Consider the following 12,388-nt stretch of genomic DNA (forward strand, 5'->3'; position numbering starts at 1 on the left):
TTTTTTTCAAGCAGAAGACGTCATACGTGTTTGGCCTTAGTCTCGTGGGCTCGGAGTTGTGGTTAAGAGACAGGTTACTGCCTCCTCTATTTTTATACATAATGAAATCCTTTACCGATAATCTCACTTGTGTTAGAAATCAGAATAAATGCTCCCGGTTCCTGCTGTTTGATAAAGTTTCTTAATTTTACCGCCTGTGACCTGTTCAGTGCAGTGAAGATGATGTAACGGTCATCTCCCGAAAAAGCGCCTTTGGCAAGACAGGTTGTCGCACTTCGGTTCAATTCGTGAACGATAAAATCACAAATCGGTTCGGGATCGCTGCACACAACATTGAAATATTTGCTTAAATTCATACTTTCAATCACGTTGTCAATCATCAGTGAACGGACAGCGAGTCCGAGAACCGAATAAAGACCGGTCTTGATATCGAAAACAAAGAAACCTAATAAGGTGATCACGATATCGCTCAGAAGAAGAGCATTTCCGATATTAAAACTCGTATACTTCTTTACAATCATGGCAAGAATATCCGTTCCACCGCTGGACGCCCCCATATTGAAAAGTGCTGCTGATGCAATCGCCGGAAGTGCGATGGCAAAAATCAACTCCAACATCGGTTGATCCGTCATCGGTTTTGTCATTGGGAAAAGTCTTTCCAGTGTTGACAGTGCTACGGAAAGAAGAATACTGCAGTAGGCGGTCATAATACCGAAATCTTTTCCTAAAATAAGAAAACCGATTAACAGAAGTACCATATTCATAATGAAGGTAAAATCACCGGCGGACATAAATCCGGTTTTTGCGACGAGAACCGCAAGACCTGTAATTCCACCAAAAGTGAAGTTGTTTGAGAATTTGAAAAAATAAATTCCCACCGCCATTAAAAGAATACTTCCGGTTAGTAAAGAGAAAGATTTTAATTTTGTTTTCATTTGTATACCCCTTGATGTTTCTGTTTCTTTTTCTTATAAAATTGTAACGCTCTGAATATCAATTGTCAACGAATTAGAACATATATCTTGGTAATAATATGATACAGAAGGAGGAAAAATATGATGTATAAAAATTTGCCAATTCAAGATATATACGCACGAGAAATTTTAGATTCAAGAGGGAACCCTACAATTGAGGTGGAAGTTCTTGTGGGAGAGAATATTGTAGGGAGAGCGTCCGTACCTTCAGGCGCTTCCACAGGGAAATATGAGGCAGTGGAACTCCGTGACGGGGACGAGCGGTATAACGGACTTGGAGTGACAAGAGCGGTTCATCACGTCAACGATGCGATTGCGAGAGAAATTATCGGGATAAATGTTTTTGAGCAGGAAAAAATAGACGGTATCCTGTTGAAAATAGACAGGACAGAGAACAAATCGAATCTGGGGGCAAATGCGATGCTGGGCGTTTCGCTTTCGGTGGCGAAGACGGCAGCGAAAGCGCTTGATATTCCCCTTTACAGATATTTGGGCGGGGTAAATGCCGACACAATGCCGATTCCTATGATGAATATTTTAAATGGAGGACGCCATGCGGACAATTTGATTGATATTCAGGAGTTTATGATTATGCCTGCGGGTGCAAAATGTTTCCGAGAAGCATTGCGGATAGGTGCGGAAGTCTATCATCGTTTGAAACAAATTTTGAAAGAGGAAAAAAAGGCAACCGCAGTTGGAGACGAGGGAGGATTTGCCCCTGAACTTTCAGATGCAAAAGAGGCGTTGTTTTTCATCGTAAAAGCGATAGAAACAGCAGGATATAAAGCGGGAAAAGATGTCGTCCTCGCGTTAGATGTGGCGGCATCGGAGTTATATGATAAAAAACTAAATAAATATGTATTTGCCGGGGAGGGAAAAGTTTACTCGGCGGAAGAAATGATAGATTATTATGAGGAACTGTTGACGGAATTTCCGATTGTTTCCATAGAGGATCCGTTGGACGAGGGGGACTGGGAAGGCTGGGAACTGCTTACGACAAGACTTGGGCAGGACATTCAACTCGTTGGGGACGATTTATTTGTCACAAATACACAGAAACTAGAAAGAGGGATCAGGCAGCATATAGCAAACGCCATTTTAATAAAGGTGAATCAGATAGGAACACTTACGGAGGCGGTAAAAGCGGTGGAAATGGCGAAAAATGCAGGGTATAAGGCTATTATTTCCCACCGTTCAGGGGAAACGGAAGACAGCACAATCGCAGATATTGCGGTGGGACTTAATGCCGGTCAGATAAAGACGGGAGCGCCGTGCCGGTCAGAGAGAACTGCCAAATATAATCAACTGTTGAGGATAGAAGAAGAACTTGCAGAAACGGGAAAATACAAGAATCTTTTTAAAGAAAATCTTGCCATTTGACGGTGTTTGTGATACACTAATCCTAGTGTTATCCGTAGGAGGTGTATTTGAATGGAAATTTTAAAGATGGTAATTACAATTTTATTTGCAATAGACTGTATCGCATTGACAGCAATCGTACTACTTCAGGAAGGTAAATCTGCAGGACTTGGAACAATCAGTGGTGCTGCCGATACTTACTGGGGACAGAATAAAGGACGTTCTATGGAAGGTGCTTTAGTAAAATCAACAAAGTTCTTAGCAATTTTATTCGTTGTATTAGCAGCAGTTTTGAACTTAAAAGTATTTGCATAATGTATGATGGAAGAAAGTGGAACACTCTATTCAGGTAGGGTGTTCCTTTTTGATTGCCATGTATACGGAGAAAGGAAGTGAAAAGATGAATGAGATTTTTGAGAAAAGAAAAAAGATGATATATGATTTTATCTGTGATGAATTTTATGTGCCGATGAAGATAAAAGAATTTGCCATTCTTTTGCAGGTGCCGAAAGAAGAAAGAGGAGAATTGAAGAAGATTTTGGATTCCCTTGAGGCAGAGGGAAAAATCAGAGTTTCCAAGAAAGGAAAATATGTAAAGGGAGAGGCGAAAAGTCTTGTCGGAACGTATCAGGCACATCAGCGCGGATTCGGATTTGTCACAGTCGAGGGAGAAGATGAGGATATTTTTATTTCAGAGGACGATATTAACGGAGCATTCCACGGCGATAGCGTAGAAGTGGTTATTAAAGCCACACCGGAAGGAAAGCGAAGAGAAGGAAAGATTACGAAGATTCTCTCCCATGGGACGACACAGTTGGTCGGATATTTTCAGAGGAACAAAAATTTCGGATTTGTTATACCGGACAATGCGAAGTTTCTGCAGGACGTGTTTGTGCCCCTTGAGAGGTCTAAAGGTGCGGTGACCGGACATAAAGTTGTAGTGGAACTGACTTCTTATGGCAAATCGGGAAAGAAACCGGAAGGAAAAGTGGTGGAGATTATCGGGCATATCAATGAGCCGGGAACGGATATCATGTCGATTGTGAAAGACTTTGATTTGCCGGTGGATTTTCCGGAAAAGGTAATGAATCAGGCCGAGCGTGTCGGAGATAAGATTATTCCTGCGGATATGGCGGGCAGAATGGATATTCGTGACTGGGACATGGTGACGATTGACGGGGAGGACGCAAAGGACTTGGACGATGCCATTTCCATAAGAAGAGAGGGAAATAACTATTTGCTCGGTGTGCATATCGCAGATGTGGCAAACTACGTGCAGGAAAAAAGCGCGTTGGACAGAGAAGCGTATAAACGGGGAACGAGTGTATATCTGGCGGACAGGGTTATTCCGATGCTGCCACACGCTCTTTCAAACGGAATCTGTTCACTAAATGAAGGTGAGGACAGGCTTGCGCTCAGTTGTATTATGACGATTACTCCAAAAGGGGAAGTGATTGATCATAAGATTGCAGAAACGGTTATTTGTGTCAACAGACGAATGAGTTATACGAGCGTGAAAAAGATTTTGGAAGACAATGATGAACAGGAGATTGAGAAATATAAAGAATTTTGCCCGATGTTTAAACTGATGGAAGAACTGGCGGGCATTTTGCGGGAGAAACGTAAGAAACGAGGTTCGATTGATTTTGATTTTCCTGAAACAAAAATGGTACTGGACGAAAACGGTAAACCGTTGGAACTAAAACCGTATGACAGAAATGTGGCAACGAAAATCATTGAAGATTTTATGCTGATTGCAAATGAGACGGTGGCAGAAGATTATTTTTGGCAGGAAATACCGTTTGTATACCGTACCCATGAAACACCGGACGAGGAGAAAATCAAGAAACTGGCTATTTTCATCAACAATTTTGGATATTCTCTTCATATTGCGAACAATGAGGTGAGACCGAAAGAAGTGCAGAAACTTCTGACGAAAGTGGAGGGAACGCCGGAGGAAATGCTGATTAGCAGACTGGCGCTTCGTTCGATGAAGCAGGCAAAATATACTCCGGACAATACGGGACATTTTGGTCTTGCCGCGCCATACTACTGTCATTTTACTTCTCCGATCAGACGTTATCCGGATTTGCAGATTCACCGCATTATTAAGGAAAATATACGGGGACGTATGAATGCAAACCGCAGGGAACATTATGAAGGAATATTGACGGAAGTGGCGAAACATTCCAGCGAAATGGAAAGACGGGCGGAAGAAGCTGAACGCGAAACGGTAAAACTGAAGAAGGCGGAATATATGGAATCGCGCATCGGAGAGACTTTTGAAGGTGTGATTTCAAGTATAACAAAATGGGGAATGTACGTTGAACTGTCCAACACGATAGAAGGTCTTGTTCATGTGACAAATATGTGTGATGACCATTATAATTATTACGAAGAGAGATATGAGATGGTGGGTGAGCATACAAATAAAGTATATAAACTTGGACAGACTGTAAATGTTCGTGTGTTGGATGTAGACAAGTTACAGAGAACAATTGATTTTGAACTTGCAGAAGGAGAGTAGAACTATGGCAAAGACAGAGGGAAAATTAATTGCAAATAATAAAAAGGCGTATCATGATTATTTTATTTTAGACACCTATGAGGCGGGAATTTCCCTTCATGGAACGGAAGTGAAATCGCTCCGTATGGGAAAATGCAGTATCAAAGAATCATTTATCCGAATTGAAAATGGAGAAATGTTTATTTACGGAATGCACATTAGTCCGTATGAAAAAGGAAATATTTTCAATAAAGATCCTCTCCGTGTGAAGAAACTTCTTCTGCATAAGTCTGAAATTAACAAATTGCTTGGAAAGACAAAGGAAAAGGGAATGGCAATCGTTCCCTTGAAAGTTTATTTTAAAGGCAGTTTGGTAAAAGTAGAAATCGGACTTGCAAGAGGTAAGAAATTATATGATAAACGTGATGATATTGCAAAGAAAGATCAAAAGAGAGAGGCGCAGAGAGAATTTAAAATTCGTAATTTGGGATAGGAGGAAAAATGGTACCGACAACGAAAGAGGCATTGAGTAAATTGGTGACGGAAACAACAGTGGAAATTTATGAAGAACTGACGCCACAGTTAATCCAGTTGATTGACCAGACAAAACATAATGACAAATTAACGGAGGTTCAGAAACAGGACGAGATTTCTTTGCATATGATGGGATATGTGAAGTCATGCACAAATGAGATTATGATAGAAGTGTTGGCAGAGATTCTCGGTTTAGATTAGGGAGAGCCTTGACAAGTGTAAAACGCTACACTATAATGAATCTGTATAAAAACCAGGGCTTGTACTGGTTTCGACGGGGGTTCTGAAGTTTGGGAAGCCATCTGCGGTGCGGGACCGCATAACAATCCGCAAATTAAAATTAAACGCAGACGAAAATTTAGCGTACGCTGCCTAGTGGCAGCAGTCGGCCTTGAGTCACTCACTGCTTAAGTAACCGGCTTCGACGAGGTGAGGCACTTCATTTCCAATGCCTTGAGGGAATGGAAGAATCCATCAGGCTACTGAAACTGACAGTTCGTCATCAGACGGTCAGCGGAGGGAATGTTAAAATGATGACTGTGATGGGAGATGCCTGAATGGACGGGCTTTCGGACAGGGGTTCGATTCCCCTCAGGTCCATTTAAGAGACAGAGAGATGAAAGATAGAGAGTATATACTCTCTATTTTTTTGTTGCAGAATATGCAAGAGTTTTGTATACTCTGTATATGATTAAGTAGTAGCAATTTCCATAAAAGAGGAAAGGAAAGAAAAGTATGAATGATTTGGAACTTTACAGAGAACAACTTGCTTTGTGTGACGAAAAGCTGATTGAGGATTTAACAGAGAGAAGTGACATTTTTGAAAAAATGTTGGAATATAAAGAAGAACACGGAATGCTGATTTTACAGCCGATGCAGAGAGAGAAGAGAGTAAAAAGACTGGAAGAAAAGTTGAAAGGCAATCCATATAAAGAAGAGATTATGAATGTATTTTCATGTATTGCATGGAATTGGAAACGTATTCAAGGGAAGAAACTTTTCCCTCATAATATTGTTTTGACAGGATTTATGGGAACAGGAAAAACCACACTGGCAGAGTATATGGGCGAGAGATTTGCCATGGACGTGGTGGAGATGGATAAAGAGATTGAAAACAGGGCGGGTATGTCAGTGGAAGAAATATTTTCTCAATATGGAGAAGAACATTTTCGCCAACTGGAAACGGAATTGCTGGAAGAATTACAATCAAGAGAACATATCGTTATTTCCTGTGGAGGAGGAATCGTACTTCGGGAGGAAAACATTGACAAACTAAAGAAACAGGGGAAAGTTGTTCTTCTGACCGCATCTGCGGAAGTGATTTTAGAAAGAGTGAAGGAGAACGGAGAACGTCCGTTACTGAAAGGCAATAAAAATATAGAATGGATTTGTAAAATGATGGAAGAGCGCGCTGACAAATATGCAGAAGTGGCAGATGTTACAGTGAATACAGATGGAAAGACAGTTCTTCAGATTTGTGAAGAAATGATTCAAAAATTAGAAGAGAGATAAAACATTGAAAACACCTGCGATGCAGGTGTTTTTTGAACAGGGAGGAAAGAAAATGAAAAAGATTATTTTGGCATCGGCTTCTCCGAGAAGGAAAGAGATTTTGGAGCAGATAGGAATGCAGTTTGAAATTTTGGTCAGTGACAAGGAAGAAATTTATGAGAGCAGTGCGCCCGAGGAGATTGTAAAAGAATTATCTCTTTTAAAAGCAAACCATGTATCGGAAATGGTGGGGAAAAATGATATAATCATTATAGGAGCGGATACAATTGTGTCCCACGAAGGAAAGGTGTTGGGAAAACCTAAAAGCAGAGCGGAGGCCTTTCAAATGATTCAGGGCATTCAGGGAAAAGTACATAAAGTTTACACGGGCATTGCTATTTTGTGTTATGATGAAAGTGGAGAGAAGAAAATGATAAACGATGCGGTGGAAACAAAAGTATTTGTTTATCCGATGAGCGAGAAAGAGATAAATAACTATCTGGATACAGGCGAATATATGGATAAGGCAGGCGCGTATGCAATTCAGGGATTGTTTGCTCCTTTTATAGAGAAGATAGAAGGGGATTATTATAATGTGGTCGGTCTGCCGGTTTCCCGTATTTATCAGGCAATAAAATCATAAAGAAGCGAGGTGGGCGTATGCTGAAAGCACTACTGTTTGATATGGACGGATTGATTTTTGATTCAGAAAAAGTTGTACAGCGTTCATGGAATATGGCGGGAAATACTCTCGGATACGGAAATATTGGGGAGCATATTTATAACACGCTTGGAATGAATGCAAAGGGAAGGGGAGAATATTTTCAAAAGGTGTTCGGTGAAGATTTCCCAAATGACAGATTTCGTGATTTGGCGAGAGAGAATTTTTACGGTATTGTGGAAAAGGAAGGGCTGTCGGTGAAACCGGGAGCAAGAGAACTGATCCGGTATGCAAAACAGTTAGGGTATCGCATGGCAGTGGTTACTTCATCGAGAAAAGAATATGTCAGGGAGATGTTTCAAAGAGCAGGTCTGTATGAATATTTTGATTTGTTTGTCTGCGGAGATATGGTGACAAAGTCGAAGCCTGCTCCGGAGATTTATGAGAAAGCGTGCAAACTTTTGGAAGTCAGACCGGAATACTGTGTTGCTTTTGAAGATGCACCTGCCGGCGTGGAATCCGCGACGAAGGCGGGCGTAGATGTGATTATGGTTCCGGATTTGGTACAGCCGGATATGGAAACGCGCCGTCGGGCGTGGAGGGTAATCCGTACACTCGATGAGGCGATTGATATATTGAGAAGAGAAGCGAGAGAACAATAAAAAGAGGAGAAACTTGACGGGTTTCTCCTCTTTTGCATATGTTTTATTTTCTTTCCCAACGGCCTGATGCACCGCAAGGAAGAACAAGTCCGTTGCCGGAAACAGGAAGTCCGATTTCCTGTGAGTCTACAACTCCGTTGAATTTTTTTAATTCTGTCGCAAGCATATAAGTGAGGACGGAAGGCGCAAGACCTGTTGTGTATGAATTAATAAGGAAAAACAGAGGATCATCAGATAAAATCTGTGTGCAGAGTTTTATCAGCGGGTGAATGGCGTCCTCGATTTTCCATATCTCCCCTTTAGGTCCCCGTCCGTAAGAAGGGGGATCCATAATGATGGCGTCATAATGGTTGCCTCTGCGTATCTCTCTTTCTACAAATTTGACACAATCGTCCACAAGCCAGCGGATAGGCGCATCTTTAAGTCCTGAGGAAACTGCGTTTTCTTTTGCCCATGTAACCATACCTTTGGAGGCGTCCACATGGGTAACACTTGCTCCCGCGCTGGCAGCCGCAAGTGTAGCGCCGCCTGTGTAGGCGAATAAATTTAACACTTTAATCGGGCGTCCGGCATTGCGGATTTTCTCTGAGAACCAGTCCCAGTTAGTCGCCTGTTCAGGGAAAAGTCCCGTATGTTTGAAACTGAATGGTTTCAGATTAAATGTAAGGTCTTTGTAATGAATCTGCCACTGCTCAGGCAAATCAAAAAATTCCCACTCTCCGCCGCCTTTTTTGCTGCGGTGATAATGCCCGTTCATTTTTTTCCAGCTTTTGTGCGTCTTCGGGGTATCCCATATAACCTGAGGATCAGGTCTGACGAGAGTATAATTACCCCAGCGTTCTAATTTTTCTCCCTTTGAGGAGTCGATGACTTCATAATCTTTCCAGCCGTCTGCTATCCACATAATATTAAAATCCTTTCGTATCAATTTCAGTTCATATAAAGTTATTATACCAAGAATTAAAAAGGAAGTATAGACATTTTTAGGTTTACCTTTTGAAAAGGGAGTGATAAAATGTTTCTATAGGTGAAGAAATGTAAGGGACATTTAAATTTATCAAACGAGAAAGGTGATATAAGAATGATAAAAGTTAATGCAATGGGAGATAACTGCCCGATTCCGGTAATTAAAACAAAGAAAGCGATGCAGGAGGTTACAGGACCTGAAGTGATCGAGGTGGCGGTTGATAATGAAGTCGCCGTACAGAATGTGACAAAAATGGCATCTTCTGCCGGTGGAACAGTTACTTCTGAAAAGATTGCCGAGAAAGAATACAGAGTTACGATACAGATGAATGGAGCAATAAAAGAAGATGCGGAAGAAGCATGTTGCCCAACACAGCCGGAAGAAAATACGGTAGTTGTAATTTCTTCAGACCGTATGGGAAGCGGAAATGATGAACTTGGAAAAGTGCTTATCAAAGGATTTATTTTTGCGGTGACACAGTTGGATACTCTTCCAAAGACAATGTTGTTCTATAACGGAGGAGCAACACTTACGGCAGAAGGATCTGACTGTCTTGAAGATTTAAAACACCTTGCAGAGCAGGGAGTAGAGATTTTGACTTGCGGAACATGTCTGAACTACTATGGTCTGACGGAAAAGTTGGCGGTCGGCTCCGTGACAAATATGTATACAATCGTAGAAAAAATGGCGGGCGCATCAAAAATTGTGCAGCCATAATAGTAAAGGGGAAAGGAGAAGACAGATGAATTCAAACATGAAATTAACACAGATGACGAAGACAGCAGGGTGAGCCGCTAAAATAGGTCCGGAGACCCTTGCTCAAGTTTTGGGTAAGTTACCTAAGTTTCACGATGACAATTTATTGGTAGGAATTGAAACCTCCGATGATGCTGCCATCTACAAAGTAACAGATGATATAGCACTGATTCAGACAGTCGATTTCTTCACCCCGATAGTAGATGACCCTTATATGTTTGGACAGATTGCGGCAGCGAATTCTTTGAGTGATGTGTATGCGATGGGAGGAGAACCAAAGATTGCATTGAACATTGTCGGGTTCCCGAATTGTCTGGATCCTTCAGTGCTGGGAGAGATATTGGCAGGCGGTGCCGACAAGGTAAAAGAGGCGGGAGCGGTCTTAGTTGGCGGACATTCCGTGCAGGACGATGAGCCGAAATACGGCTTATGTGTGTCCGGTTTTGTACACCCTGACAAGATATTCAAAAATTACGGCTGTAAACCGGGAGATGTTCTTATTTTGACAAAGCAGATTGGAAATGGAATTGTCAATACGGCAATCAAAGCGGAGATGGCATCAGAGAGAGCCGTTAAAGAAGTTACGGTTGCGATGGCATCTTTAAATAAAAAGGCAAAAGAAGTTGTGGAAAATCATCAGGTCAATGCGTGTACCGATATCACAGGTTTCGGACTTCTGGGACATTGTGTTGAGATGGCGGTGGCAAGCGATGTGACATTTGAAATTAACGTTAAAGACATTGCCTATTTTGAAGATGCGATTTCTTATGCGAAAATGGGGCTTGTACCGGCAGGAGCATATAAGAACAGAGGATATTCAGGAAAACAGGTGGATATGTCGCAGGTGGAGGAACATTATGTGGATTTACTATATGATCCACAGACATCGGGAGGACTTCTGATTAGTGTTCCGCCGGAAGAAGTGGAAAGTATCATGAAAGAATTTGAAGAAAAGAAAATGGATACGAAAGTATCGATTATAGGAAAGGTAACAGAGAAAGGCGAAAAACTCATTCGTCTTCGTTAGCAGGAAAAAACAATGAACAAAAATCTTTTATATCGCAATATACCTAAGGTAGACATTCTTTTAGAAAATATAAAGATACAGGAATTGATTGAAACTTATGGGAGAGAGACGGTTGTGGAAACCATAAGGGAAGCATTGGAGTCGCTGCGGGCATATATTAAAGAGTGCGACGCGGAAGAAAATGCTTTGGAACGCATAAACTCTCTTGTATCAGATATAGAGAAAAAGGTTATTAGTATAAATACACCCGACATACGAAGCGTTATTAACGGTACGGGAACAATTTTGCATACGAATCTGGGGCGTGCTCCAATCAGCCCGAAACATATGCAGTATGTAGCAGAGATTGCAACAGGATATTCCAATTTGGAATATAATTTGGAGGAGGGGAAACGTGGAGAACGTTACTCACATTTTGAAAAACTGTTGTGTAAGATTACCGGTGCAGAGGCTGCGATGGCGGTAAACAATAATGCGGCAGCGGTTATGCTGATTTTAAATACACTGGGAAAAGGGAAAGAAATCATCGTATCCCGCGGTGAACTCGTGGAAATCGGCGGTAAATTCCGTGTGCCTGACGTGATGGAACAAAGTGGCGCGTCCCTTGTGGAAGTGGGTACGACAAACAAAACCCATTTTGCGGATTACGAGCAGGCGATTACAGAGGAAACAGGTGCATTATTGAAAGTGCATACGAGTAACTATCGTATTGTCGGATTTACGGATACGGTTTCCATAGAGGAACTTGTTCCGCTCGGAGAAAAATATCATCTTCCGGTCATCGAGGACTTGGGAAGCGGAGTGCTTATTGATTTGAGTAAATATGGTTTGACATATGAGCCGACCGTGCAGGATTCAATCCGTCACGGTGCGGATATTGTCTGCTTTAGCGGTGACAAACTGCTAGGTGGGGCGCAGGCGGGAATTATTGTCGGAAAGAAAGCGTATATCGACAAGATGAAGAAAAATCAGATGACAAGAGCGCTTCGTATTGATAAATTTACGGCGGCAACTTTGGACGTGATTTTGCACGAATATCTTTCAGAGGAGAGGGCGATTCAAAATATTCCGGCGCTTCACATGATTACGGAATCATTGGAAGATGTGACGAAAAGAGCGAAATCATTGCAGAGAATGTTGAGGCAGATGAAGCCGAAGGCAGAAATCGTACTGGAAAAATGTGAATCGCAGATTGGAGGGGGCTCGCTTCCTCTTGAGCGCATCGAAAGTATGGCGGTTACAATTAAACCGAACTGCATTACAACGGCAGAACTGGAAGAAAGAATGAGACACCTTCCGATTCCGATTATTCCGCGCACGATGAACGACAAAATTATATTAGATGTGAGAACGATTGAGCAGCGTTTTTTCAAAACGATTGTGCAGGAATTGAAAGAATCACATATTTTTGAGGAGAAAGCCTGATGGTAAGGCGATAAGAAAGGCTATAC

Annotated in this window: 13 protein-coding genes and 1 other RNA gene; 12 read left to right on the top strand and 2 right to left on the bottom strand. The window is 41.8% G+C overall.

What is annotated here, in order from left to right; translation table 11 throughout:
- Positions 1 to 92: 92 nt before the first annotated feature.
- Positions 93 to 935, bottom strand: a complete 843-nt coding sequence (locus tag ACYQ35_RS07935; protein WP_459832017.1) for a YitT family protein — start codon at positions 933 to 935, stop codon at positions 93 to 95.
- A 123-nt stretch (positions 936 to 1,058) separates the two neighbouring features.
- On the opposite strand from ACYQ35_RS07935, the gene eno reads away from it, so the two are divergent.
- From eno to ACYQ35_RS07980, 9 genes are all read left to right on the top strand, one after another.
- Positions 1,059 to 2,354, top strand: a complete 1,296-nt coding sequence (gene eno, locus ACYQ35_RS07940; RefSeq protein ID WP_459832178.1) for a phosphopyruvate hydratase — start codon at positions 1,059 to 1,061, stop codon at positions 2,352 to 2,354.
- Positions 2,355 to 2,405: 51 nt separating this feature from the next.
- Positions 2,406 to 2,648, top strand: a complete 243-nt coding sequence (gene secG, locus ACYQ35_RS07945; protein ID WP_009461371.1) for a preprotein translocase subunit SecG — start codon at positions 2,406 to 2,408, stop codon at positions 2,646 to 2,648.
- Positions 2,649 to 2,733: 85 nt separating this feature from the next.
- Positions 2,734 to 4,860: a ribonuclease R gene (rnr, locus tag ACYQ35_RS07950; protein ID WP_459832022.1), complete on the top strand. Its 2,127-nt coding sequence runs from the start codon at positions 2,734 to 2,736 to the stop codon at positions 4,858 to 4,860.
- A gap of 4 nt (positions 4,861 to 4,864) precedes the next feature.
- Positions 4,865 to 5,332 (top strand): SsrA-binding protein SmpB, encoded by a 468-nt coding sequence (gene smpB, locus ACYQ35_RS07955; protein WP_459832025.1) that lies wholly within the window; start codon positions 4,865 to 4,867, stop codon positions 5,330 to 5,332.
- 8 nt (positions 5,333 to 5,340) lie between these two features.
- Positions 5,341 to 5,574, top strand: a complete 234-nt coding sequence (locus ACYQ35_RS07960) for a hypothetical protein (protein WP_459832028.1) — start codon at positions 5,341 to 5,343, stop codon at positions 5,572 to 5,574.
- A gap of 55 nt (positions 5,575 to 5,629) precedes the next feature.
- Positions 5,630 to 5,976: a transfer-messenger RNA gene (ssrA, locus tag ACYQ35_RS07965) on the top strand.
- A gap of 132 nt (positions 5,977 to 6,108) precedes the next feature.
- A complete protein-coding gene (locus ACYQ35_RS07970) occupies positions 6,109 to 6,885 on the top strand; it encodes a shikimate kinase (protein WP_009461367.1) in 777 nt (258 codons plus the stop codon).
- A gap of 52 nt (positions 6,886 to 6,937) precedes the next feature.
- Positions 6,938 to 7,507 (top strand): Maf family protein, encoded by a 570-nt coding sequence (locus ACYQ35_RS07975; RefSeq protein WP_009461366.1) that lies wholly within the window; start codon positions 6,938 to 6,940, stop codon positions 7,505 to 7,507.
- Positions 7,508 to 7,524: 17 nt separating this feature from the next.
- On the top strand, positions 7,525 to 8,187 hold the full coding sequence (locus tag ACYQ35_RS07980) for an HAD family hydrolase (protein WP_459832033.1): 663 nt from the start codon (positions 7,525 to 7,527) through the stop codon (positions 8,185 to 8,187).
- Between the two features lie 43 nt (positions 8,188 to 8,230).
- Here ACYQ35_RS07980 and ACYQ35_RS07985 read toward each other — a convergent pair whose 3' ends face one another.
- On the bottom strand, positions 8,231 to 9,091 hold the full coding sequence (locus ACYQ35_RS07985; RefSeq protein WP_459832036.1) for a class I SAM-dependent methyltransferase: 861 nt from the start codon (positions 9,089 to 9,091) through the stop codon (positions 8,231 to 8,233).
- A gap of 177 nt (positions 9,092 to 9,268) precedes the next feature.
- On the opposite strand from ACYQ35_RS07985, the gene yedF reads away from it, so the two are divergent.
- From yedF to selA, 3 genes are read left to right on the top strand one after another with little or no spacing between them, the layout of a single operon-like run.
- A complete protein-coding gene (gene yedF, locus ACYQ35_RS07990; protein WP_459832039.1) occupies positions 9,269 to 9,871 on the top strand; it encodes a sulfurtransferase-like selenium metabolism protein YedF in 603 nt (200 codons plus the stop codon).
- A gap of 25 nt (positions 9,872 to 9,896) precedes the next feature.
- A complete protein-coding gene (selD, locus tag ACYQ35_RS07995) occupies positions 9,897 to 10,937 on the top strand; it encodes a selenide, water dikinase SelD (RefSeq protein WP_084667658.1) in 1,041 nt (346 codons plus the stop codon).
- 12 nt (positions 10,938 to 10,949) lie between these two features.
- Positions 10,950 to 12,362 (top strand): L-seryl-tRNA(Sec) selenium transferase, encoded by a 1,413-nt coding sequence (selA, locus tag ACYQ35_RS08000; protein ID WP_009461361.1) that lies wholly within the window; start codon positions 10,950 to 10,952, stop codon positions 12,360 to 12,362.
- Positions 12,363 to 12,388: the final 26 nt, after the last annotated feature.

The sequence above is a fragment of the Faecalimonas hominis genome, from assembly GCF_054660755.1.

What these genes read in the sequence shown, in the direction of transcription:
- selA (WP_009461361.1), top strand. Translation starts at nt 10,950, where the DNA reads ATGAACAAAAATCTTTTATATCGCAATATACCTAAGGTAGACATTCTT.
- eno (WP_459832178.1), top strand. Translation starts at nt 1,059, where the DNA reads ATGTATAAAAATTTGCCAATTCAAGATATATACGCACGAGAAATTTTA.
- ACYQ35_RS07960 (WP_459832028.1), top strand. Translation starts at nt 5,341, where the DNA reads ATGGTACCGACAACGAAAGAGGCATTGAGTAAATTGGTGACGGAAACA.
- ACYQ35_RS07980 (WP_459832033.1), top strand. Translation starts at nt 7,525, where the DNA reads ATGCTGAAAGCACTACTGTTTGATATGGACGGATTGATTTTTGATTCA.
- ACYQ35_RS07970 (WP_009461367.1), top strand. Translation starts at nt 6,109, where the DNA reads ATGAATGATTTGGAACTTTACAGAGAACAACTTGCTTTGTGTGACGAA.
- secG (WP_009461371.1), top strand. Translation starts at nt 2,406, where the DNA reads ATGGAAATTTTAAAGATGGTAATTACAATTTTATTTGCAATAGACTGT.
- ACYQ35_RS07935 (WP_459832017.1), bottom strand. Translation starts at nt 935, where the DNA reads ATGAAAACAAAATTAAAATCTTTCTCTTTACTAACCGGAAGTATTCTT.
- ACYQ35_RS07975 (WP_009461366.1), top strand. Translation starts at nt 6,938, where the DNA reads ATGAAAAAGATTATTTTGGCATCGGCTTCTCCGAGAAGGAAAGAGATT.
- rnr (WP_459832022.1), top strand. Translation starts at nt 2,734, where the DNA reads ATGAATGAGATTTTTGAGAAAAGAAAAAAGATGATATATGATTTTATC.
- smpB (WP_459832025.1), top strand. Translation starts at nt 4,865, where the DNA reads ATGGCAAAGACAGAGGGAAAATTAATTGCAAATAATAAAAAGGCGTAT.
- ACYQ35_RS07985 (WP_459832036.1), bottom strand. Translation starts at nt 9,091, where the DNA reads ATGTGGATAGCAGACGGCTGGAAAGATTATGAAGTCATCGACTCCTCA.
- yedF (WP_459832039.1), top strand. Translation starts at nt 9,269, where the DNA reads ATGATAAAAGTTAATGCAATGGGAGATAACTGCCCGATTCCGGTAATT.